A 23,548-nucleotide genomic window follows, 5' to 3' on the forward strand; every position below is an offset into this window, starting at 1 on the left:
GGGCGGTTTTTTTTTGCCTCGTTCCGGAAGGGGCAATTTTTGCTACTATGAATAAGCCCCTGCTTGAGGGGGTAATGGTCTGCGCGCAAATACAAACTAAGGATTGTACAAATATGGACAGCCTGTTCACCTTTGAAAAACTTACCGCGAAACACTTGCCTTATCTGTATGAAATAAGATTTTCCGTCGAAGAGAACCCGCTTCACCCACACCAGATCCAATATCTTCAGAGAACTCAGGCGCTGGGTGATATCAACCAGGGCGGCGGCTGGATTTGTAAATACGGCGAAGATTATGCCGGCGTCGGCTTTGGTCTCTTTATTCCCGAACCGCTGATTGGCGGATTATTCGTCAAGCCGGAGTATCAGTCGAAAGGTGTTGGTTCTGCCTTACTGGATGCCGTGACGGCCTGGTTGTTCGACAATGGTGCAGAAGCAATCCATCTGACTACCGATCCAGGTTCCAGGGCTGAGGCGTTTTATCAGCGGCGTGGCTGGATTGCCATTGGCAAGGATGAATTTGGCCAGGCGGAACTGGTTAAACATAAAGGCGATAAATAATGAAAATCAAAGGACTGATAGCATTATTCCTGATTTGTCTTTTTAGCGCCCCCCTCCATGCGGCCATTGACTATTTTTATCTTAAAAAGAGCGATGGGCAGAAGGTCAGAGTCACGCTGCAGGAGTTGGAGGCGATGCCATCATCTTCGATTACAACCTCGACCAACTTCACGCCCGAGGCTGTTTTTACCGGCGTTGAGTTTACCGCGTTGGCCAAAAAATATGGGCTGACGGGAAACAGTGTTCGCGCTTTCGCCTGGGATGATTATTCATATTCAATGCCCGTCGTCGAGCTGGAAAAATACAAGGTCATTATCGCCTATAAGAAAAATAATGAGCTCATGGATATTTCTGAGTTAGGGCCATTTGCGATTATCTACCCTCGCGATAGCCATCCAGAGTTGAGCAACATTGAGGTGAATGCCAAAACCGTTTGGCAAATAAAAGCGCTAGAGGTTAAGTAAAATGAGTAAGAAACTTATCGGGACTCTTGCCACCCTGGTTGCGGCGCTGTTGCTGTTGATCTTATTGATCGCCGTAAACTTCGGCAGCGTTAAAGAGCGGTACAAACAGATTGAGCCCAATCTTGATAACTACTCTGTCGCTGAAATTCTCTTTTTGTCGTTCGAAAGGACGAAAACTGCGCTATTGCAGGGGGAAGAGGACAATTACGATAGTTTCATGCTGAAGAAAAAAATATTTGCATCAAAGATTGCCATTCTTGAAAGCCGTTCTACGTTAAGCGACTCTTTTTATTATGACGAAGAGTTTATAAAAACCGTTGCGGTTTTGAAGCGACAGTATGCCGAGCTGGATCAACTCAGCGTTGAACTGTTGCATGGCAAGAAAAAAAGAGCCGATATACTCTCCTTTATGGACAAGATGGAAGTCACCCTGGTCGATATTCAAGAAGTAATCTACAAAATACAGATAAGGAATTTCACTGAGGTTAAAAATATCATCAAAGATAATTCAGGTAAAACCGAACTGTTCGCCATGTTCTCGTTGGTGCTGATCTTTTTGATGATGTTCCTTATCTTGAAAAATGCGTTTTCGCTGAAGAAAATGGTGAAAAATAAGAATATATTTATTTCCTCAATCTATCATGAGATCGCCGGATCAACGCAGGCTATCGTGATTGCGGCAGATATCATGGAGCACGAACTGGTTCAGGATGCATTGAAAAAAGAAGCCAGGCTCATCTCGCACCATGGTAATAAAATAGCGGAGCAAACGCGCGAGGTGATGGATTACTCACGGATTGAGATGGGGGAGGTAAAGGTCAACGACTCCCTCTTCTCACTTAATGATGTGGTTGACGATGCCGTCGCTGCGGTGGGGGCGGGGAAGGACGCAATAAATTTATTGTCCGGTATTCGTCTTATGCGGGTAAAATTCATGCGGATAAGTACAAACTGTACAGAATACTCGTCAACTTATTGGGTAATGCGGATAAATATACGCATCGTGGATCGGTTATCGTGAATGTGAAAATATGTAATGACCGTCTTTATCTTCTGGTGAAGGATAACGGCATCGGTTTTAACGTTAAAAATATTGATAAATTATATAAGGCATTTAATCAGGGGCTGGAGAGAGAGACGCGTCAGGGGCTGGGATTGGGGCTAACCATTATAAAGAATTATGTGACCAGGATGAAAGGCGCCATCAGAGTAAAATCGACCGAGGGCACAGGGGCGTCATTCTTCATTTGCCTGCCAATAAAATCAGTTGAAAAATAAATGAGAAAGCAACAACGAAGAGATGATCAACGGCTTGGCCGGTTTTTCAACCAAATGTACGTCGTAGTTTAATATCATATCGCCTATGTTTTTCTCATAGTGGTTTAACTGGCCGGTCAGGATGATGATTTTCGCAGGCGGGGTCACCCGGTCTTTTATTTTTTCTACGACCTTTTCGGACGTCTCGCCGAAGTCTAATAGCCAATCAAGGATAAAGGCTTCGTAGGGGTACGGCTCCAGGCTATCGATGATCGCCGTCGCCGTTGGGAAGGTATCCGTTTCAATGCCGTATCGCGTGGTGATTTTCTTTAGCAACTCCAGTATGTCGTGATCGTTGTCGAGTATGGCTATCCTCGGCGCGGGCAAAAAATCTATTTTTCTGACCTTATACAGCTCTGCATCTGCGCTTTGATCTCTGCCGGTGTCAATAATAAAAAGATCGTCTTTCCTGAACGCATAGGTTTCCGCATCATCAAGGTGTTCTACCGGCTGGTCGTCAACCTCAATATTGCATCGTTTATGTATGTTGTTGAGGATGAAGACGCAGTTATGGGCTCTGCGTCCTCCAAATGATTCATTGAAGTATTGAAATACCTTGTTGATCTCGTCGAGAGTAATGCCTCTTTTGCCGTCCAGCTTCTGCTTGGCGCTGTTGTACTGGAGGTTCAGTATGCTCGCCATCGTCGATGCGTGTTTTCTGTCGCCAACCCCTTTCTGGGCCAGCAGTGTACTGATTGCATCCGCGTAATTTAGCGTTTTCTTCATGATCACCTCGATTTTTCTGATGTTGACCACGAGCATTTTTGCGTCCCGAGGCTGCCTGCCGGCTCGATTATAGATGAAGTCAGGGTGGCTGTGGTTATATCCATTTGATTTTATTAATTAAACTCAAATGACACTCAATTTAATTTAAAAAGACACTCAAAAGGCATTCACATTTTATCGTCGATATGATTAATTAGCACTCATATGTGTGATTCGCGTTCCTGTGGGGGGCTGCCAGTCTCACAAAATAAGCTGCCTGCACTCGTCTTCACGCCGAGTGCAGGCAGTAAAAAGACATACGGCCAACACCAGGGCCATTACAGCATCAGGGACTCACGGCATCGTTGCGACGTTGCTGATATTGCCGCACGCTGGCCACCACCACCTCCGGCGCTACCACGCCTTCCCGCCCCAAAATCACCGCCTGCGAAGTGCCCTGCGCGACGATCCTGTCACCCACGCTGAAGGTATGGGTCGCATAGAAGTAGCGCTCATCCCAGTGGGTAATGGCCATGCTGACCTGGTAGCGCTGAAACGGCCGCAGCGCCTTTTTATAATCCATGGTGTGTTGACTGACGATCGGCGACCAGCGTTGCTTCAGCATCAGCGCCAGCAGGCCGGTGCGGATAAACAAATCGACCCGGTTCAAATCGCACACCGTCATATAGCGCCCGTTATTCATATGCAGATTGATGTCGATATCGTTCAGCCATACTCGGGTCGCCAGTCGGTTGGTGAGCGCATCCATCGACATGCGCGGTTTCCAGCATGACGAGATCAAGATCCAAAGCAGTCGCAGGTACAGGTTCATGGTGATTATTCCGCCGGGATGAAAGGTTAAATGTGGTCCAACCAGTTTGTTTTGTCAAAATATCCATCGGGTAGCCGGCAGCGGCGGCCGTAAAGGAGGGGGAGTCGCGCTGGAGGGCATCCGGCGCGATCCGAGGGTAAGGCGGGGCCGTCGAGAGGGTAACAGCCCCGGTCGGCGCCGGGTTTGGCGGCCGACAGGCTCACTATAACCGCGGCGATTGGCGGCGCCAGCGGCGTTGGCGGGCATTGCGCAGCCCGCCCATGGATTTTTCCGCAGCGCTGCAAGGTTTGCAGCTTATTGCGCGCCGCGCCCCAGATAACCGTCCCAGTCTTTCCACACCGGCTGCAGCCCGGCGTCGCTGATCGCCTGGGCAACCTGTTGCGGGCTGCGGCCGTCGTGCGGCTCGAACTGCTCCAGCTCCGGCGGCACGTCGTCGGCATAGCCGCCGGGCTGGGTCTTGGATCCGGCGCTGACGCTGTTGATCGCCACCGGGATCATGTGATCGCGGAAGAACGGCGACTCGCGGGTCGATAGCGAAAGCTCTACGTCCGGGGCGAACAGGCGGAAGGCGCAGATCAACTGCACCAGCTGCGGCTCACTCATGATCGACGCCGGTTCGATACCGCCGGCGCAGGGGCGCAGCCGCGGGAAGGAGATCGAATAGCGGCTCTGCCAATAGGTCTGTTGCAGATAGAACAGGTGCTCCGCCAACAGGTAGCAGTCGGTGCGCCAACTGTTGGAAAGGCCGATCAACGCGCCCAGGCCTATCTTGTCGATCCCGGCGCGCCCCAAGCGATCGGGGGTGGCCAGCCGCCAGTAAAAGTCCTGTTTCTGGCCGCGCAGGTGGTGCTGCAGATAGGTGGCGGGATGATAGGTTTCCTGATACACCAGCACGCCGTCCAGCCCCAGCGTTTTCAGCTCGGCGTACTCCTCCTGCGCCAACGGTTGCACCTCCATCATCAGCGAGCTGAAATGGCTGCGGATCGCCGGGATATGCCGGCGAAAATAGTCCATGCCGACCTTGCTCTGGTGCTCGCCGGTGACCAACAGCAGGTGCTCAAAGCCCAACGCCTTGATCGCCAGGCACTCACGTTCTATTTCCCCGGCGTCCAGCGTTTTGCGCTTGATGCGGTTGCTCATTGAGAAACCGCAGTAGGTGCAGTCGTTGGCGCACAGGTTGGACAGATACAGCGGTACGTAGAAGCTGACCACGTTGCCGAAGCGCTGGCGGGTCAGCTGCTGTGCGCGCTGCGCCAATGGCTCCAGATAAGCGGCGGCGGCGGGGGAAATCAGTGCCATAAAATCGTCGCGCGTCAGCTTGTCCGCCTTCAGCGCATGCTCCACGTCGCGTGCGGTTTTGCTGTTGATGCGCAGCGAGATATCGTCCCAGTCCAGCTGCGCCAGGCGACTGCTGAAATCATCGATCATCACTGCGCCTCCTCGGAGTGGGTGAGAAAAGCGGTCAGCGGGCTGGTGGCGGCGGCGCCGCGTTGGCTGCCGCCCAGCCCGGCCGCGCGCGCCAGCTCACCGGCCTCCAGCGCCAGGCGAAACGCCCGCGCCATCTGCACCGGATCGCGCGCCACGGCGATGGCGGTATTCACCAGCACCGCGTCGGCGCCCAGCTCCATCGCTTCCAGCGCGTGGCTCGGCGCGCCGATGCCGGCGTCGACCACCACCGGCACCCTGGCCTGTTCGATGATGATTTCGAGGAAATCGCGGGTGCGCAGGCCGCGGTTGGAGCCGATAGGCGCGCCGAGCGGCATCACCGCCGCGCAGCCCGCTTCTTCCAGCCGCTTGCACAGCACCGGATCGGCGCCGCAGTAGGGCAGCACCACAAAGCCGTCTTTCACCAGCGTTTCCGCCGCTTTCAGCGTCTCTATCGGGTCCGGCAGCAGGTATTTCACGTCGGGGTGGATCTCCAGCTTCACCCAGTGGGTGCCGAGCGCCTCGCGCGCCAGTCGGGCGGCGAACACCGCCTCGGCGGCGGTCTTGGCGCCGGAGGTGTTGGGCAGCAGGCGCACGCCCAGCTGCCGCAGCGGCGCCAGGATGGCGTCATTGCCGCCGCGCAAATCGACGCGCTTCATGGCCATGGTGACCAGCTGCGAGCCGGAAGCCTGCAGCGCCTCGAGCATCAGCGCCGGCGTGGCGAACTTGCCGGTGCCGGTAAACAGGCGGGAGGTAAAGGGAGTATCGGCGATTTTCAGCATGTCAGCCTCCGGCGATCGCTTGAAACAGCAGGATGTCATCGCCGTCTTGCACCAGATGGCTGGCCCAGTCGGCGCGCGGGATGATGGTTTGATTGATCGCCAGCGCGGTGCCCGGCTGGTGGCGTTCCAGCCGTTCGAGCAGGGCGGCGACGCTGAGCGGCGGCGCCAGCTCCAGCGGTTGGTCGTTGAGCCGGATCTTCATGCCGTTCCCCCGCATACCGGGCAGGCGCTGGCCTGGCTGAGCTGCAGGGTGCTCCAGCTTTGCTGCTTGCCGTCGAACAGGCGCAGTTTGCCGCTGAGCGCCGCAGGCATGCCGGCCAGCATTTTGATGGCTTCCAGCGCCTGCAGGGTGCCTATCACCCCGACCACCGGGCCAAGCACGCCGGCGGTGCGGCAGTTGCGCTGCGGCTCGGTAAGCTCCGGATACAGGCAGGCGTAGCAGCCGTGCTCGTAGGGCGGTTCAATCATCAGCAATTGGCCGCTGAAGCCCACCGCGCTGCCGCTGATCAGCGGTTTGCCGGCCGCCACGCAGGCGGCGTTCACCGCGTGGCGGGTCGCCATGTTGTCGCAGCAGTCCAGCACCAGATCGGCGCGGGCGACGGCATCATGCAGCGATTGCCCCTGCAGCCGTTGTTCCAGTGCGATGGGCTCCACCAGGGGATTCAGCGCCTGCAATTGCTGCCGCGCCAGTGCGGCTTTGCTTTGGGCGGTATCGGCGCTGCGATACAGGATCTGGCGCTGCAGGTTGGTGACGTGCAGCCGATCGTCGTCGGCCAGCAGCAGCGTGCCGACGCCGGCGGCGGCCAGATACAGCGAAGCCGGAGACCCCAGACCGCCCAGGCCGACAATCAGCACCGTCGCGCGTTTGAGCTTTTCCTGGCCTTCCGGGCCCACGTCTTCCAGCAGCAGCTGGCGGCTGTAGCGCAGGAACTCTTGGTCGTTAAGCATCAGCCCGCCCCTCGCCCTCGATCAGCCGCAACAGTTCGGCGGTGGCCGCGCGCCAGTCCGGCGCCTGGGTGATGGCGCTCACCACCGCCACGCTGCCGACGCCGCACGCCAACACCGCCGGCACGCGATCGATGCCGATCCCGCCGATCGCCACCGTCGGGTAGTCCGCCAACCCGGCGAGGTGGCGCTTCAGCTCCGTCAGCCCCTGCGGCGCCGAAGGCATGTCTTTGGTTTGGGTCGGGAAGATATGCCCGAGGGCGATATAAGACGGTTTTACCGCGATGGCGCGCGCCAGTTCGGCGTCGTCATGGGTGGATACGCCCAGCCGCAGCCCGGCGCGGTGGATCGCCGCCAAATCGGTGGTATCCAGATCTTCCTGGCCGAGGTGTACGCCATAGGCGCCGTGTTTGACGGCCAGCCGCCAGTAATCGTTGATGAACAGCCGCGCATCGTATTGTCTGCCCAGCGCGATGGCGGCGACGATGTCTTCCTCCACCTGTTCGTCCGGCAGATCCTTGATGCGCAATTGGATTGTCTTGACGCCGGCGCCCAGCAGGCGGGCGATCCACTCGACGCTGTCGACCACCGGGTACAATCCCAGCCGGTGCGGGGTAGCGGGGAACGGGGTGGCGATATCAGTCATTGCGCATTTCCTCTTGCAGGTTGCCGGCGCTGTGGTAGAGCTCGCTGCCGCGCGAACGGAATTCGGCCGACATCTTTTCCATGCCGTTCAGCTGCACCTCTATCGGTTTGGCGGCCTCCTGGGCGGCGGCGTAGTCGCGCACCTCCTGCGAGATTTTCATCGAGCAGAATTTCGGTCCGCACATCGAGCAGAAGTGGGCGATTTTGCCGGACTCCTGCGGCAGGGTTTCGTCGTGGTAGGCGCGCGCGGTAGCCGGATCGAGCGCCAGGTTGAACTGATCTTCCCAGCGGAACTCGAAGCGCGCCTTGGACATGGCGTTGTCGCGGATCTGCGCGCCCGGGTGGCCCTTGGCCAGATCGGCGGCGTGGGCGGCGATCTTGTAGGTGATCAATCCCTGTTTGACGTCTTCCTTGTTCGGCAGGCCGAGATGCTCCTTCGGCGTGACGTAACACAGCATGGCGCAGCCGAACCAGCCGATCATCGCCGCGCCGATGCCGGAGGTGAAGTGGTCATAACCCGGTGCGATATCGGTGGTCAGCGGGCCGAGGGTATAGAACGGCGCTTCGTGGCAGTGCTCCAGCTCTTCGGTCATATTGCGGCGGATCATCTGCATCGGCACGTGGCCGGGGCCTTCGATCATCACCTGCACGTCGTATTCCCAGGCGATCTTGGTCAGTTCGCCCAGGGTGTGCAGCTCGGCGAACTGCGCTTCGTCGTTGGCGTCCTGAATCGAGCCCGGGCGCAGGCCGTCGCCGAGCGACAGCGAAACGTCATAGGCGGCGCAGATCTCGCAGATTTCGCGGAAGTGCTGATACAGGAAGTTTTCCTGATGGTGCGACAGGCACCACTTGGCCATGATCGAGCCGCCGCGCGAGACGATGCCGGTCAGGCGCCTGGCGGTCATCGGCACATAGCGCAGCAGCACGCCGGCGTGAATGGTGAAGTAGTCCACCCCTTGTTCCGCCTGTTCCAGCAGGGTATCGCGGAACATTTCCCAGGTCAGGTTCTCCGCCACGCCGTTGACCTTCTCCAGCGCCTGGTAGATAGGCACCGTGCCGATGGGCACCGGGCTGTTGCGCAGGATCCATTCGCGGGTTTCGTGGATATAGCGGCCGGTCGACAGGTCCATCACGGTATCCGCGCCCCAGCGGGTGGACCACACCAGCTTTTCCACTTCCTCTTCGATCGAGGAGGTCACCGCCGAGTTGCCGATGTTGGCGTTGACCTTCACCAGGAAGTTGCGGCCGATGATCATCGGTTCGGATTCCGGGTGGTTGATGTTGGCGGGGATGATGGCGCGCCCGGCGGCCACTTCCTGGCGCACGAATTCCGCCGTGATGTTGTCCGGCAGGTTGGCGCCCCAGCTTTGGCCCGGATGCTGCTGGCGCAGGACCTCGCCGCGGATGCGCTGGCGCCCCATGTTTTCACGGATGGCGATAAACTCCATCTCCGGGGTGACGATGCCGGCGCGGGCGTAGTGCAACTGGGTCACGCACTTGCCCGATTGCGCCTTGCGCGGCAGCGGCAGGCGTTCGAAGCGCAGGTGATCCAAGCCTTCATCCGCCAGGCGCTGCTGGGTGAAACCGGAACTGACGCCGCTCAGTACCGCGGTATCGCCGCGTTCTTCGATCCAGCCGGCGCGCAGCCTGGCCAGGCCGGCATGCACGTCGAGCCGCGCCTGCGGATCGCCGTAGGGGCCGGCGGTGTCGTACACCGGAATGGCTTCGTTCTGTTCGTACTGCGGGTTGTCCTTGCCGCCGCCGACCAGCGTCGGGCTGAGCTGAATTTCGCGCATCGGCACCTGCACATCGCTGCGCGAACCCTGCAGATAGATACGGCGTGAGCTGGGGAAGGCCACCCCTGCAGGCTGTCGATAAACTGTTGGGCAGCTTCGCGTTGCTCTTTACGGGCACGAGGTTTCTTAACGTTAGACATAGCAAGTTCCTACCAGTGTGTTGGGTTGGGAAAGTTGCTTGTCTGGAGCTCGGAGGGAGTAATGATGCTGGCCGATAGGATCGGATCATCCCGAATGGGGAGAAATCCTGCCTATGGCGATAGATTACTCTTGTTCCCTTCGCGGGTATTAACCCGATCAGGTTCCGCGGATCCCGAATTAACGGTCTCAGCCTGGCCAATTTGTTGAACAAATCAGGCGCTAGGCACTCCGACAAGATGCCCTCCAGTATAGGAGGGATAATAAAAAAGACTACAAAATTCTAACGCGCCTGATCAAGCGCCTTATCCGACAGCGGCGGCTGCGAGGCTTCCGCCGCCAGCTGGATCAGCTTGTCTTCCAGGGTAAAGCGCGCCGCCAGCGTCTCGCCGATATCCGACAGCGCCTGGTGGAACTCCAGACACACGTCCTGATCGATATCCACTTCGGTATAGCGGTCGTGAAAGGCCATGACCTGCTCGGTATTGGCCCAGAGTTTGGGGTAGATGTTTACCGACAGAGACATTTTTGGGCTGGCAGCGCCTTCCACTTGTTTGATAATTCTGTCATAGATATGGAAATGCGCGGCTGAGAGATAATCCACCAGATTATGGCAAAAGTTCTCCAGCGCTTTTTCATTCAGCGGCGTATGCTTTTCTTTATTCGGTTTGAGGCCCACCAGGGTGCAGTAGGCGACCAGCAATTGCTTGCGGGCCTGAAGCCATTGATCAACTAATTCATTACTACCACCAAGGCGCTGAGTCAGGCTTTCCAAACGGTTGAGCATGTTTGACTCCGTAAGTAATAAAAAGTAACAGTAAGTTATTAAAATGTAACAAGGCCGATTTGTAGAGTGCCAGTGAAGCTGAGGTTGTGCAACAACGATATGGAACTTGCATTAACGGGTAATGAAAATGGCTGGTGGATAGTCAGCCATGAAAGCAAACTTTGGTTACCGAACGGTGAACTGCCGTTCGGTTCGGCCGCCTCTTTTTCCCTGCAGGGTAAAATGGCGCGCGCCATCGGCGAGTGGGGCGGCGCGCCGGTATGGCTGGTGCGCCAGGCGATGCCGCGCGACATGGGCTCGGTGCGGCAGCTGCTCGAACTGGATCGCGGTTTGTTCCAGCTCGCCGGGCGCGGCGTGCAGCTGGCGGATTTCTACCGCTCCCATCGCTATTGCGGCTACTGCGGCCATGAGATGCACTTCAGCCGCAGCGAAAGCGCCTGCCTGTGCGGAAATTGCCGCGAGCGCTACTACCCGCAGATTGCCCCCTGCGTGATCGTCGCCATTCGGCGCGACGACCAGATCCTGCTGGCGCAGCACGTGCGCCATCGCGGCGGCATCCATACGGTGCTGGCCGGTTTTGTCGAGGTGGGCGAGACGCTGGAACAGGCGGCGGCGCGTGAAGTGATGGAAGAAAGCAATATCGAAATCAAAAACCTGCGCTATGTCACCTCCCAACCCTGGCCGTTCCCGCACTCGCTGATGATGGCGTTTATGGCCGACTATCATCAGGGCGAGATCCGCCACGATCCCAAGGAACTGCTCAACGCCGGCTGGTACCGTTACGATCGCTTGCCGCTGTTGCCGCCGCCCGGCACCGTGGCGCGCCGGCTGATTGAGGACACCGTGGCGCTGTGCCGGGCAGAATAATGTACAATGACCGGCAGATTATTAAGGGAGCCCCATAAATGAATGAGTTGAAGAACGATCGCTACCTGCGCGCGCTGCTGCGCCAGCCGGTGGATGTGACCCCGGTATGGATGATGCGTCAGGCCGGTCGTTATTTACCGGAATACAAGGCGACCCGCGCCCAGGCCGGTGATTTCATGTCGCTGTGCAAAAACGCGGAGCTGGCCTGCGAGGTGACGCTGCAGCCGCTGCGCCGCTATGCGCTGGACGCCGCCATCCTGTTCTCCGATATTCTCACCATTCCCGACGCCATGGGGCTTGGCCTGTATTTCGAAGCCGGCGAAGGCCCGCGTTTCTCTTCGCCTATCGTCAGCCGCGCCGACGTAGACAAGCTGCCGCTGTTCGATCCGGAGGTCGAGCTGGGCTACGTGATGAACGCGGTGCGCACCATTCGCCGCGAGCTGAAGGGCGAAGTGCCGTTGATCGGTTTCTCCGGCAGCCCCTGGACGCTGGCGACCTATATGGTGGAGGGCGGCAGCAGCAAGGCCTTCACCAAGCTGAAGAAGATGATGTACGCCGAGCCGGCCACGCTGCACCTGCTGCTGGACAAGCTGGCGGACAGCGTGATCCTGTATCTCAACGCCCAGATCAAGGCCGGCGCGCAGTCGGTGATGGTGTTCGATACCTGGGGCGGCGTATTGACCGGCCGCGATTACCGCGAGTTCTCGCTGCATTACATGCACAAGATCGTCGACGGCCTGCTGCGTGAAAACGACGGCCGCCGCGTGCCGGTCACGCTGTTCACCAAGGGCGGCGGCCAGTGGCTGGAAGCGATGGCCGCCACCGGCTGCGACGCGCTGGGCCTGGACTGGACCACCGATATCGCCGACGCGCGCCGCCGCGTGGGTGACCAGGTGGCGCTGCAGGGCAATATGGATCCGTCGATGCTTTATGCTTCGCCGGAGCGCATCGGCCAGGAGGTGGAAACCATTCTGGCCGGGTTCGGCCACGGCGAAGGCCACGTGTTTAACCTGGGCCACGGCATCCATCAGGACGTACCGCCGGAAAATGCCGGCGCCTTCGTCGAGGCGGTGCACGCGCAGTCGGCGAAATACCACCGTTAAGGAGCGGACGTGATAGAGACTCAAGCCCTGCGCGCCGAGCAGCTGCGCCGCGCCTCCGAGGTCATTCGCCACGATGATCTGCCGGTCGATCCGCCGGCGTTCATCGCCGGCGCCGACGTGGGCTTCGAGCAAGAGGGGGCGGTGACGCGCGCCGCCATCGCCATCCTGCGCTATCCGTCGCTGGAGCTGGTGGAGTATCAAATCGCCCGCATCGCCACCACCATGCCTTATATCCCCGGTTTCCTGTCGTTTCGCGAATATCCCGCGCTGCTTGCCGCCTGGCGGCAGCTGCGGCAAAAACCGGATCTGATCTTCGTCGACGGCCATGGCATCTCGCATCCGCGCCGCCTGGGCGTCGCCAGCCATTTCGGCCTGCTGGTCGATGTGCCGACCATCGGCGTGGCCAAGAAGCGCCTGTGCGGCAAGTTTGCGCCGCTGGATGCCGCCGCGGGAGCGCTGGCGCCGCTGGAAGACCAAGGCGAGCAGCTGGGCTGGGTGTGGCGCAGCAAGGCGCGCTGCAACCCGCTGTTTATCGCCACCGGCCACCGCATCAGCGCCGACAGCGCATTGGCCTGGGTGCAACGCTGCATGGCGGGCTATCGCCTGCCGGAGCCCACCCGTTGGGCCGACGCCATCGCTTCGCGCCGCCCGGCCTTCCAGCGCTGGCTGCAGCAGCATCCGGAGGTGTCGCAATGAGCGATTTCGGGTACACTGCGGCGCAGATAACGCGTAAGAGAGTAAACAATGCTACGTAACCCGATTCATTTACGTCTGGAAAAGCTTGAGAGCTGGCAACATTTGACCTTTATGGCCAGTTTGTGCGAGCGTATGTACCCGAATTACCAGATGTTCTGCCTGCAAACCGCGTTCGGCGATCCGGCGATATATCGCCGCATTCTGGATCTGGTGTGGGAAACGCTGGTGGTCAAGGACGCCAAGGTCAACTTCGACAGCCAGTTGGAAAAGTTGGAAGAGGCGATACCCTCGGCAGAAGATTACGATCTTTACGGCGTTTATCCGGCGATCGACGCCTGTATCGCATTAGGGGAACTGATCCATTCGCGGCTCAGCGGGGAGACGCTGGAGCACGCCATCGCCATCAGCGAAACGTCAATTCGCACCGTGGCGATGTTGGAAATGACTCAGGCCGGTAAAGAAATGACCGACGATGAGTTGAAGGTTTTGCCTGCGGTAGAGGAAGAATGGGACATCCAATGGGAAATTTTCCGCCTGTTGGCTGATTGCGAAGAGCGTGATTTGGACCTGATCAAAGGGTTGCGATCCGACCTTCGCGAAGCCGGAGTCAGTAACATTGGGATAAATTTAGCGCAATAAGGCAAGAAAACGTGATTTAACGCCTGATTTGTCATGCCTTAAGGCTTCACATCCGCACCCTGTCTGGTCTACATTTGGGGGGCGTAAAAAAAGTGGCTATCGGTGCGTGTATGCAGGAGAGTGCTGTCAATCGGCATATCCGTCGCACTCGATGCTTTGCAAACGATAAACACACTGTAAGGATAACTTATGAACAAGACTCAACTGATTGATGTAATCGCGGACAAGGCTGACCTTTCCAAAGCACAAGCTAAACTGGCTCTGGAATCCACCCTGGCTGCTATTACTGAGTCTCTGAAAGAAGGTGATGCAGTACAATTGGTTGGTTTCGGTACTTTCAAGGTAAACCATCGTAGCGAGCGCACTGGCCGCAACCCACAGACTGGTAAAGAAATCAAAATCGCAGCTGCCAACGTGCCTGCGTTCGTTTCTGGTAAAGCACTGAAAGACGCAGTTAAGTAATACTGCGTGTTGGTGAAAAGATTAAACAGGGGGGCGATGGCGCCCCTTTTGTTTATCCGTCGGGCGCTCGTGGCTGTCGGCATCGCTGCCGGCCTGAGCGCCTGCAGTTTCCATTCTACTATCCCCAGCTTTACCGCCAGCGGCTTCGTGGCCGATCGGGGCGTGATTCGCCTGTGGCGTAAAGATGACGACCAGCATCGCGCGCAGGTGCTGATGAGCGTCTACAGCCCCTACCGCGGGCCAGGAACCATCACCACGCTGTATGAATACCAGGGCGGCATCCTGCGCCAGATCAAACGCACCGACGCCGATGGCGATCGCGACTCCATTCGACTGCGCTTTGCCGACGACGGTACGGTGAGCTTCATGCAGCGCCAGCTGGCGACCCGCCGCGAGCCGCTGTCCAGCGACGAGATTGCGCTGTATCAGTATCAGGCGCGACGCATCCTTGAGGTCAGCGACGCGCTGCGCGCGGGCAAGGTGAAGCTGTTGCAGGGGCGTTGGCTGCAGGGCGAGGTACAAACCTGCGACGGGCAGCGGCTGAAACCGGGGTTAAACGCCAGTGCCGAGGCCTGGGTCGAGAAGCGCGCGCGCAACAGCGGCCGAGCGGTGAACATCGCCTGGCTGGATGCGCCGGAAGGGAGTGCGCTGCTGCTGGTGGCGAACGACGATTTCTGCGGCTGGGAGCCGAAAGAAAGCCAGCTATAAAAAAGGCCCCGCGGTGCGGAGCCCATATCCATGAACGGCGGCGCTCAGATCACTTGCCGCGCGCAATGGCGCGATAGCCGATATCCTTACGACAGAAACTGCCTGGCCACTGAATGCCTTCCGCCAGCTGATAAGCGCGTTGCTGCGCTTGCGCCACCGTTGCGCCCAGCGCCGTTACGCAAAGTACGCGGCCACCGCTGGTCACCACTTCATTGCCCTGCATGCGCGTACCGGCATGGAACACTTTACCGTCGGCGCTTTCCTGCTGCGGCAGACCCTGAATAACCTCACCGTTGCGGTAATCGCCCGGGTAACCGCCGGCCGCCAGCACCACGCCGAGGGCGGGGCGTTCGTCCCATTCGGAGGTTTTCTCGCCCAGCTTGCCTTCCGCGCCCGCCAGGCACAGCTCCACCAGGTCGGAACGCAGGCGCAGCATGATCGGCTGGGTTTCCGGATCGCCGAAGCGGCAGTTGAATTCAATCACCTTCGGCTGGCCGTCGGCGGAGATCATCAGGCCGGCGTACAGGAAGCCGACGTAGGTGTTGCCTTCCGCCGCCATGCCGCGCACCGTTGGCCAGATCACCTGGTCCATGGCGCGCTGGTGGATCTCATCGGTCACCACCGGCGCTGGCGAGTAGGCCCCCATGCCGCCGGTGTTCGGGCCGGTGTCGCCGTCGCCGACGCGCTTATGGTCCTGGCTGGTGGCCATTGGCACCACGTTCTCGCCGTCGACCATCACGATAAAGCTGGCTTCCTCACCGTCGAGGAACTCTTCCACCACGATGCGATGCCCCGCATCACCAAAGGCGTTGCCGGCCAGCATGTCCCGCACCGCATCTTCCGCTTCCTGCAGCGTCATGGCGACAATCACGCCTTTGCCCGCCGCCAGGCCATCGGCCTTGATGACGATCGGTGCGCCTTTGCTGCGCACGTAGGCCAGCGCCGGTTCAACCTCGGTGAAGTTCTGGTATTCGGCGCTGGGGATGTTATGGCGCGCCAGGAAGTCTTTAGTGAAGGCTTTCGAACCTTCCAACTGGGCGGCGGCCTGGGATGGGCCGAAGATTTTCAGGCCCGCGGCCTGGAAGGCGTCGACCACGCCGATCACCAGCGGCGCTTCCGGCCCGACGATGGTCAGGCCGATATCATGGCTCTGGGCGAAGGCGATCAGCGCCGGAATGTCGGTGGCGGCGATCGCCACGTTCGTAAGACTGGCTTCCAGCGCGGTGCCGGCGTTACCCGGCGCGACGTAGACTTTGTCCGCCAGCGGAGACTGGGCGGCTTTCCAGGCCAGCGCATGTTCGCGCCCGCCGTTGCCGATAATCAAAATGTTCATCAGGTGCTCCACGAATAGCGTGCGCCGGCGCGCACGCAGCAAAAAGGATTAATGGCGGAAGTGGCGCATGTCGGTGAAGATCATCGCAATGCCGTGCTCGTTGGCGGCGGCGATCACTTCGTCGTCGCGGATCGAACCGCCTGGCTGGATCACGCAGGTGATGCCGACCGCCGCCGCGGCGTCGATGCCGTCGCGGAACGGGAAGAAGGCGTCAGAGGCCATGGCGGAGCCTTTCACTTCCAGGCCTTCGTCCGCGGCCTTGATGCCGGCGATCTTGGCGGAGTACACGCGGCTCATCTGGCCGGCGCCTATGCCGATGGTCATGTTGTCGCGCGCATAGACGATGGCGTTGGATTTGACGAACTTGGCCACCTTCCAGCAGAACAGCGCATCGCGCAGCTCCTGAGCGCTTGGCTGGCGCTCGGACACCACGCGCAGATCGCCGTCAGTCACCATGCCCAGATCGCGATCCTGCACCAGCAGGCCGCCGTTGACGCGTTTGAAGTCCAGGCCGGCCACGCGCTGCCGCCACTGGCCGCAGGCCAATACGCGCACGTTCTGTTTGGCCGCCAGCAGCGAGCGCGCTTCCTGGCTGATGCTCGGGGCGATGATCACTTCGACGAACTGGCGGCTGATGATCGCCTGCGCGGTAGCGGCGTCCAGCTCGCGGTTAAAGGCGATGATACCGCCGAAGGCGGAGGTGGGATCGGTCTGATAGGCGCGCTCGTAAGCCGCCAGGATGTCGTCGCCGATCGCCACGCCGCACGGGTTGGCGTGTTTGACGATCACGCAGGCCGGTTCGGCGAACTCTTTCACGCACTCCAGCGCCGCGTCGGTGTCGGCGATGTTGTTATAGGACAGCGCCTTGCCCTGCAGCTGGTCGGCGGTAGCGACCGAGGCTTCCTGCACGTTCTCTTCTATATAGAAGGCGGCCTGCTGGTGGCTGTTCTCACCGTAGCGCATATCCTGCTTCTTGACGTAGTTGAGGTTCAGGGTGCGAGGGAAGCGGCCTGAAGGCTGTTCGGTATCGCCATGGTAAGCCGGCACCAGCGCGCCGAAATAGTTGGCGATCATGCTGTCGTAGGCGGCGGTGTGCTCGAAGGCCTTGATCGCCAGATCGAAACGGGTAGCGTACTGCAGCGAGCCGTCGCTGTTGTCCATCTCGGTAATGATGGCGGCGTAGTCGCTGCTCTTCACCACGATGGCGACGTCTTTATGGTTCTTGGCGGCGGAGCGCACCATGGTTGGGCCGCCGATATCGATATTCTCGACGGCGTCTTCCAGCGAGCAGCCCGGGCGCGCCACGGTTTGGGCGAACGGGTACAGGTTCACTACCACCATATCGATAGGCTTGATGTCATGCTGAGCCATGATGGCGTCGTCCTGGCCGCGACGGCCGAGAATGCCGCCGTGGACTTTAGGGTGCAGAGTCTTCACTCGTCCGTCCATCATCTCCGGGAAACCGGTGTAGTCGGAAACTTCGGTAACGGGCAGACCGGCATCGGCCAGCAGGCGGGCGGTGCCGCCGGTGGAGAGCAGCTCAACGCCGCGGCTTAACAGCGCTTCGGCGAATTCAACGATACCGGCTTTGTCAGACACGCTGAGCAGGGCCCGGCGGATTGGACGAGGTTGTTGCATGGTTTTATCCCTTGGCTTTTGGAGTCGCAATAAGAGCGTTACGTGAATTTCCACCTTCTTCTTTCTATAAGGAAGGTTTTTTGCCCTTTATAGCAGGGCGGTCAGGCACAAATTCAGCTAACGCCCCCATAAAAGGGGATCGTTTTGTCGCGGGGAATTGTAGCGAAAACGTTTGCGTGGCGCTCGTAAATTTTCCGTGCAAATCGCTTCTGTGGATAAGTTTGTGCACAAATGGGTATAAGGCGGGGTTTTGCTGTGGAATGCAGCAAACGATCGTTTTTGCCGAAAATACCTGTTGCGGCCTGCGAGGAACTCCCTATAATGCGCCTCCATCGACACGGAACATGTGAACAACTTCACAGAGTATCCGGGGGTCGCAGAGAAAAAACCCTGAAAATTAGGGTTGACTCTGAAAGAGGAAAGCGTAATATACGCCACCTCGAGTTAACAAGCGAAAGCGGCTAACTCACTGCTCTTTAACAATTTATCAGACAATCTGTGTGGGCACTCCACAAGACGATATCCAGCATCTTCGGATGCGAAAAAAATATCAAGTCTTGAAGAGTGACTAACTGAAGTAAAATTCATGCAGTAACCTTTGAGCATCGCTTCACGAGTTGAAGCAAATCAAGCTTTTAATTGAAGAGTTTGATCATGGCTCAGATTGAACGCTGGCGGCAGGCCTAACACATGCAAGTCGAGCGGTAGCACAAGAGAGCTTGCTCTCTGGGTGACGAGCGGCGGACGGGTGAGTAATGTCTGGGAAACTGCCTGATGGAGGGGGATAACTACTGGAAACGGTAGCTAATACCGCATAACGTCTACGGACCAAAGTGGGGGACCTTCGGGCCTCACGCCATCAGATGTGCCCAGATGGGATTAGCTAGTAGGTGGGGTAATGGCTCACCTAGGCGACGATCCCTAGCTGGTCTGAGAGGATGACCAGCCACACTGGAACTGAGACACGGTCCAGACTCCTACGGGAGGCAGCAGTGGGGAATATTGCACAATGGGCGCAAGCCTGATGCAGCCATGCCGCGTGTGTGAAGAAGGCCTTCGGGTTGTAAAGCACTTTCAGCGAGGAGGAAGGGCGATGTCTTAATACGGCATCGCATTGACGTTACTCGCAGAAGAAGCACCGGCTAACTCCGTGCCAGCAGCCGCGGTAATACGGAGGGTGCAAGCGTTAATCGGAATTACTGGGCGTAAAGCGCACGCAGGCGGTTTGTTAAGTCAGATGTGAAATCCCCGCGCTTAACGTGGGAACTGCATTTGAAACTGGCAAGCTAGAGTCTCGTAGAGGGGGGTAGAATTCCAGGTGTAGCGGTGAAATGCGTAGAGATCTGGAGGAATACCGGTGGCGAAGGCGGCCCCCTGGACGAAGACTGACGCTCAGGTGCGAAAGCGTGGGGAGCAAACAGGATTAGATACCCTGGTAGTCCACGCTGTAAACGATGTCGATTTGGAGGTTGTGCCCTTGAGGCGTGGCTTCCGGAGCTAACGCGTTAAATCGACCGCCTGGGGAGTACGGCCGCAAGGTTAAAACTCAAATGAATTGACGGGGGCCCGCACAAGCGGTGGAGCATGTGGTTTAATTCGATGCAACGCGAAGAACCTTACCTACTCTTGACATCCAGAGAACTTAGCAGAGATGCTTTGGTGCCTTCGGGAACTCTGAGACAGGTGCTGCATGGCTGTCGTCAGCTCGTGTTGTGAAATGTTGGGTTAAGTCCCGCAACGAGCGCAACCCTTATCCTTTGTTGCCAGCGATTCGGTCGGGAACTCAAAGGAGACTGCCGGTGATAAACCGGAGGAAGGTGGGGATGACGTCAAGTCATCATGGCCCTTACGAGTAGGGCTACACACGTGCTACAATGGCGTATACAAAGAGAAGCGAACTCGCGAGAGCAAGCGGACCTCATAAAGTACGTCGTAGTCCGGATTGGAGTCTGCAACTCGACTCCATGAAGTCGGAATCGCTAGTAATCGTAGATCAGAATGCTACGGTGAATACGTTCCCGGGCCTTGTACACACCGCCCGTCACACCATGGGAGTGGGTTGCAAAAGAAGTAGGTAGCTTAACCTTCGGGAGGGCGCTTACCACTTTGTGATTCATGACTGGGGTGAAGTCGTAACAAGGTAACCGTAGGGGAACCTGCGGTTGGATCACCTCCTTACCTAATGATATCGATTCGCGTGAAGTGCTCACACAGATTGTCTGATGAAAAAGTAACGAGCAGAAATACCTTTATAGGCTTGTAGCTCAGGTGGTTAGAGCGCACCCCTGATAAGGGTGAGGTCGGTGGTTCAAGTCCACTCAGGCCTACCACTTCTTCCCTATGCTGCGTTATGCGCGGTCGTTTACCCAGGTAAACTTCCCTTCCGCATGCCTTGCCTAAGAAAGAAGTTGTATATCAAAGGTACTGCACGTGACTGTATGGGGCTATAGCTCAGCTGGGAGAGCGCCTGCCTTGCACGCAGGAGGTCAGCGGTTCGATCCCGCTTAGCTCCACCATATAGTCCGGTATTTCAATACTTCAGAGTATATTGGCGACAGTATGCTGCGAAGTATTTTGCTCTTTAACAATCTGGAACAAGCTGAAAATTGAAACATGACGGCTGAAACTTGTCCCTCCGTAGAAATATTGGGATGAGGAGTAACCTGTCATAGAGTCTCTCAAATGTTTGCAATGCGAAGTGTCGATTATTTATAAAAGACGCCTTCGGGTTGTGAGGTTAAGTGACTAAGCGTACACGGTGGATGCCTAGGCAGTCAGAGGCGATGAAGGGCGTGCTAATCTGCGAAAAGCGTCGGTAAGGTGATATGAACCGTTATAACCGGCGATACCCGAATGGGGAAACCCAGTGCAATTCGTTGCACTATCGTTAAGTGAATACATAGCTTAACGAGGCGAACCGGGGGAACTGAAACATCTAAGTACCCCGAGGAAAAGAAATCAACCGAGATTCCCCCAGTAGCGGCGAGCGAACGGGGAACAGCCCAGAACCTGAATCAGTTCTTGTGTTAGTGGAAGCGTCTGGAAAGTCGCGCAGTAAAGGGTGATAGCCCCGTACACTAAAATGCATTGACTGTGAGTTCGATGAGTAGGGCGGGACACGTGACATCCTGTCTGAATATGGGGGGACCATCCTCCAAGGCTAAATACTCCTGACTGACCGATAGTGAACCAGTACCGTGAGGGAAAGGCGAAAAGAACCCCGGCGAGGGGAGTGAAATAGAACCTGAAACCGTGTACGTACAAGCAGTGGGAGCACCTTCGTGGTGTGACTGCGTACCTTTTGTATAATGGGTCAGCGACTTATATTTTGTAGCAAGGTTAACCGTATAGGGGAGCCGTAGGGAAACCGAGTCTTAACTGGGCGACTAGTTGCAAGGTATAGACCCGAAACCCGGTGATCTAGCCATGGGCAGGTTGAAGGTTGGGTAACACTAACTGGAGGACCGAACCGACTAATGTTGAAAAATTAGCGGATGACTTGTGGCTGGGGGTGAAAGGCCAATCAAACCGGGAGATAGCTGGTTCTCCCCGAAAGCTATTTAGGTAGCGCCTCGTGAACTCATCTTCGGGGGTAGAGCACTGTTTCGGCTAGGGGGCCATCCCGGCTTACCAAACCGATGCAAACTCCGAATACCGAAGAATGTTATCACGGGAGACACACGGCGGGTGCTAACGTCCGTCGTGAAGAGGGAAACAACCCAGACCGCCAGCTAAGGTCCCAAAGTCATGGTTAAGTGGGAAACGATGTGGGAAGGCATAGACAGCCAGGATGTTGGCTTAGAAGCAGCCATCATTTAAAGAAAGCGTAATAGCTCACTGGTCGAGTCGGCCTGCGCGGAAGATGTAACGGGGCTAAACCATGCACCGAAGCTGCGGCAGCGACGCTTAGGCGTTGTTGGGTAGGGGAGCGTTCTGTAAGCCGTTGAAGGTGGCCTGTGAGGGTTGCTGGAGGTATCAGAAGTGCGAATGCTGACATAAGTAACGATAAAGCGGGTGAAAAGCCCGCTCGCCGGAAGACCAAGGGTTCCTGTCCAACGTTAATCGGGGCAGGGTGAGTCGACCCCTAAGGCGAGGCTGAAAAGCGTAGTCGATGGGAAACAGGTTAATATTCCTGTACTCGGTGTTACTGCGAAGGGGGGACGGAGAAGGCTAGGCTAGCCGGGCGACGGTTGTCCCGGTTTAAGCGTGTAGGGGGTGTTCCTGGTAAATCCGGAACGCTGTCAACCCTGAGGCGTGATGACGATGCACTACGGTGCAGAAGTAGTTGATGCCAAGCTTCCAGGAAAAGCCTCTAAGCATCAGGTAACACAGAATCGTACCCCAAACCGACACAGGTGGTCAGGTAGAGAATACCAAGGCGCTTGAGAGAACTCGGGTGAAGGAACTAGGCAAAATGGTGCCGTAACTTCGGGAGAAGGCACGCTGGCGCGTAGGTGAAGTCCCTTGCGGATGGAGCTGAAGCCAGTCGCAGATACCAGCTGGCTGCAACTGTTTAATAAAAACACAGCACTGTGCAAACACGAAAGTGGACGTATACGGTGTGACGCCTGCCCGGTGCTGGAAGGTTAATTGATGGGGTCAGCCGCAAGGCGAAGCTCTTGATCGAAGCCCCAGTAAACGGCGGCCGTAACTATAACGGTCCTAAGGTAGCGAAATTCCTTGTCGGGTAAGTTCCGACCTGCACGAATGGCGTAATGATGGCCAGGCTGTCTCCACCCGAGACTCAGTGAAATTGAACTCGCTGTGAAGATGCAGTGTACCCGCGGCAAGACGGAAAGACCCCGTGAACCTTTACTATAGCTTGACACTGAACATTGAGCCTTGATGTGTAGGATAGGTGGGAGGCTTTGAAGCGTGGACGCCAGTCTGCGTGGAGCCAACCTTGAAATACCACCCTTTAATGTTTGATGTTCTAACTCGGCCCCATAATCTGGGGTGAGGACAGTGTCTGGTGGGTAGTTTGACTGGGGCGGTCTCCTCCCAAAGAGTAACGGAGGAGCACGAAGGTTAGCTAATCACGGTCGGACATCGTGAGGTTAGTGCAAAGGCATAAGCTAGCTTGACTGCGAGAGTGACGGCTCGAGCAGGTACGAAAGTAGGTCTTAGTGATCCGGTGGTTCTGAATGGAAGGGCCATCGCTCAACGGATAAAAGGTACTCCGGGGATAACAGGCTGATACCGCCCAAGAGTTCATATCGACGGCGGTGTTTGGCACCTCGATGTCGGCTCATCACATCCTGGGGCTGAAGTAGGTCCCAAGGGTATGGCTGTTCGCCATTTAAAGTGGTACGCGAGCTGGGTTTAGAACGTCGTGAGACAGTTCGGTCCCTATCTGCCGTGGGCGTTGGAAGATTGAGAGGGGTTGCTCCTAGTACGAGAGGACCGGAGTGAACGCACCACTGGTGTTCGGGTTGTCATGCCAATGGCACTGCCCGGTAGCTAAGTGCGGAAAAGATAAGCGCTGAAAGCATCTAAGCGCGAAACTTGCCTCGAGATGAGTCTTCCCTGGGCCTTTAAGGTCCCTGAAGGAACGTTTAAGACTAAGACGTTGATAGGCTGGGTGTGTAAGTGCAGCGATGCATTGAGCTAACCAGTACTAATGATCCGTGAGGCTTAACCTTACAACACCGAAGGTGTTTTTAGAGAGACGAATAATTTTCAGCGAAGTTCTTAGATTGGTTCTGG

20 protein-coding genes, 2 tRNA genes, 2 rRNA genes, 1 pseudogene and 1 riboswitch are annotated in these 23,548 nt (G+C 57.3%); of the genes and pseudogenes, 14 read left to right on the plus strand and 11 right to left on the minus strand.

Annotated elements, in window-relative coordinates; genetic code table 11:
- Positions 1–113: 113 nt before the first annotated feature.
- The 4 genes from D7I37_RS08530 to D7I37_RS27275 are packed head-to-tail and all read left to right on the plus strand — an operon-like array spanning position 114 to position 2,302.
- Entirely contained in the window at positions 114–560 is a 447-nt protein-coding gene (locus D7I37_RS08530; RefSeq protein ID WP_095099954.1) for an N-acetyltransferase, read from the plus strand.
- Entirely contained in the window at positions 560–1,024 is a 465-nt protein-coding gene (locus tag D7I37_RS08535; protein WP_095095110.1) for an oxidoreductase, read from the plus strand. The genes D7I37_RS08530 and D7I37_RS08535 overlap by 1 nt, the downstream gene beginning before the upstream one ends.
- A gap of 1 nt (position 1,025) precedes the next feature.
- A complete protein-coding gene (locus tag D7I37_RS08540) occupies positions 1,026–2,045 on the plus strand; it encodes a hypothetical protein (RefSeq protein WP_242502879.1) in 1,020 nt (339 codons plus the stop codon).
- The gene (locus D7I37_RS27275) at positions 2,000–2,302 is read left to right on the plus strand and encodes a HAMP domain-containing sensor histidine kinase (RefSeq protein ID WP_242502881.1); all 303 of its coding nucleotides are present in this window, start codon (positions 2,000–2,002) and stop codon (positions 2,300–2,302) included. Before D7I37_RS08540 ends, D7I37_RS27275 begins: the two co-directional genes overlap by 46 nt.
- Here D7I37_RS27275 and D7I37_RS08545 read toward each other — a convergent pair.
- The 9 genes and pseudogenes from D7I37_RS08545 to D7I37_RS08585 all read right to left on the minus strand — a co-directional run bounded on the left by D7I37_RS08545 (position 2,288) and on the right by D7I37_RS08585 (position 10,396).
- Positions 2,288–3,103, minus strand: a complete 816-nt coding sequence (locus D7I37_RS08545) for a helix-turn-helix domain-containing protein (RefSeq protein WP_129543542.1) — start codon at positions 3,101–3,103, stop codon at positions 2,288–2,290. The two genes, D7I37_RS27275 and D7I37_RS08545, sit on opposite strands and share 15 nt — an antisense overlap.
- A 289-nt stretch (positions 3,104–3,392) precedes the next feature.
- Entirely contained in the window at positions 3,393–3,878 is a 486-nt protein-coding gene (locus D7I37_RS08550) for a thioesterase family protein (RefSeq protein WP_207205557.1), read from the minus strand.
- 294 nt (positions 3,879–4,172) lie between these two features.
- Positions 4,173–5,306, minus strand: a complete 1,134-nt coding sequence (gene thiH / locus D7I37_RS08555; protein ID WP_129544757.1) for a 2-iminoacetate synthase ThiH — start codon at positions 5,304–5,306, stop codon at positions 4,173–4,175.
- Entirely contained in the window at positions 5,306–6,085 is a 780-nt protein-coding gene (locus D7I37_RS08560; protein ID WP_061800429.1) for a thiazole synthase, read from the minus strand. Before D7I37_RS08560 ends, thiH begins: the two co-directional genes overlap by 1 nt.
- Before the next feature lies 1 nt (position 6,086).
- A complete protein-coding gene (thiS, locus tag D7I37_RS08565; protein WP_061800430.1) occupies positions 6,087–6,287 on the minus strand; it encodes a sulfur carrier protein ThiS in 201 nt (66 codons plus the stop codon).
- Positions 6,284–7,033, minus strand: a complete 750-nt coding sequence (locus D7I37_RS08570; RefSeq protein WP_129543543.1) for a HesA/MoeB/ThiF family protein — start codon at positions 7,031–7,033, stop codon at positions 6,284–6,286. Before D7I37_RS08570 ends, thiS begins: the two co-directional genes overlap by 4 nt.
- A complete protein-coding gene (thiE, locus tag D7I37_RS08575; protein ID WP_061800434.1) occupies positions 7,026–7,676 on the minus strand; it encodes a thiamine phosphate synthase in 651 nt (216 codons plus the stop codon). Before thiE ends, D7I37_RS08570 begins: the two co-directional genes overlap by 8 nt.
- Positions 7,669–9,611: pseudogene (gene thiC / locus D7I37_RS08580) on the minus strand (phosphomethylpyrimidine synthase ThiC). The gene thiE and the pseudogene thiC overlap by 8 nt, the downstream one beginning before the upstream one ends.
- A gap of 117 nt (positions 9,612–9,728) precedes the next feature.
- A riboswitch (TPP riboswitch) is annotated at positions 9,729–9,853 on the minus strand.
- Positions 9,854–9,892: 39 nt separating this feature from the next.
- Positions 9,893–10,396, minus strand: coding sequence for an Rsd/AlgQ family anti-sigma factor (locus D7I37_RS08585; RefSeq protein WP_061800439.1), 504 nt, complete (start codon positions 10,394–10,396; stop codon positions 9,893–9,895).
- 99 nt (positions 10,397–10,495) lie between these two features.
- On the opposite strand from D7I37_RS08585, the gene nudC reads away from it, so the two are divergent.
- From nudC to D7I37_RS08615, 6 genes are all read left to right on the plus strand, one after another.
- A complete protein-coding gene (gene nudC, locus D7I37_RS08590; RefSeq protein WP_061800441.1) occupies positions 10,496–11,263 on the plus strand; it encodes an NAD(+) diphosphatase in 768 nt (255 codons plus the stop codon).
- 38 nt (positions 11,264–11,301) lie between these two features.
- Entirely contained in the window at positions 11,302–12,366 is a 1,065-nt protein-coding gene (gene hemE, locus D7I37_RS08595) for a uroporphyrinogen decarboxylase (protein WP_129543545.1), read from the plus strand.
- A 9-nt stretch (positions 12,367–12,375) separates the two neighbouring features.
- Complete coding sequence (gene nfi, locus D7I37_RS08600) at positions 12,376–13,062, plus strand: deoxyribonuclease V (protein ID WP_095095129.1); 687 nt, start codon at positions 12,376–12,378, stop codon at positions 13,060–13,062.
- A gap of 48 nt (positions 13,063–13,110) precedes the next feature.
- The gene (locus D7I37_RS08605) at positions 13,111–13,701 is read left to right on the plus strand and encodes a YjaG family protein (RefSeq protein WP_061800448.1); all 591 of its coding nucleotides are present in this window, start codon (positions 13,111–13,113) and stop codon (positions 13,699–13,701) included.
- A 189-nt stretch (positions 13,702–13,890) separates the two neighbouring features.
- A complete protein-coding gene (gene hupA, locus D7I37_RS08610) occupies positions 13,891–14,163 on the plus strand; it encodes a nucleoid-associated protein HU-alpha (RefSeq protein ID WP_004929874.1) in 273 nt (90 codons plus the stop codon).
- A gap of 36 nt (positions 14,164–14,199) precedes the next feature.
- A complete protein-coding gene (locus D7I37_RS08615; RefSeq protein ID WP_095095131.1) occupies positions 14,200–14,871 on the plus strand; it encodes a DUF1481 domain-containing protein in 672 nt (223 codons plus the stop codon).
- A 49-nt stretch (positions 14,872–14,920) separates the two neighbouring features.
- Here D7I37_RS08615 and purD read toward each other — a convergent pair whose 3' ends face one another.
- Entirely contained in the window at positions 14,921–16,204 is a 1,284-nt protein-coding gene (purD, locus tag D7I37_RS08620) for a phosphoribosylamine--glycine ligase (RefSeq protein ID WP_061800452.1), read from the minus strand.
- A 48-nt stretch (positions 16,205–16,252) separates the two neighbouring features.
- Positions 16,253–17,842 (minus strand): bifunctional phosphoribosylaminoimidazolecarboxamide formyltransferase/IMP cyclohydrolase, encoded by a 1,590-nt coding sequence (gene purH, locus D7I37_RS08625; protein WP_061800454.1) that lies wholly within the window; start codon positions 17,840–17,842, stop codon positions 16,253–16,255.
- A 636-nt stretch (positions 17,843–18,478) separates the two neighbouring features.
- Between purH and D7I37_RS08635 the strand changes: the two genes are divergently transcribed.
- From D7I37_RS08635 to D7I37_RS08650, 4 genes are all read left to right on the plus strand, one after another.
- Positions 18,479–20,020: ribosomal RNA gene (locus D7I37_RS08635) — 16S ribosomal RNA — on the plus strand.
- Between the two features lie 75 nt (positions 20,021–20,095).
- Positions 20,096–20,172 (plus strand) — tRNA-Ile (locus tag D7I37_RS08640).
- 110 nt (positions 20,173–20,282) lie between these two features.
- Positions 20,283–20,358, plus strand: a tRNA-Ala gene (locus D7I37_RS08645).
- A gap of 219 nt (positions 20,359–20,577) precedes the next feature.
- Positions 20,578–23,484, plus strand: a 23S ribosomal RNA gene (locus D7I37_RS08650).
- The 16S and 23S rRNA genes sit together here with 2 tRNA genes alongside, the layout of an rRNA operon.
- Positions 23,485–23,548: the final 64 nt, after the last annotated feature.

It is taken from the genome of Serratia sp. 1D1416 (assembly GCF_003641105.1).
GTDB lineage: Bacteria > Pseudomonadota > Gammaproteobacteria > Enterobacterales > Enterobacteriaceae > Serratia > Serratia ficaria.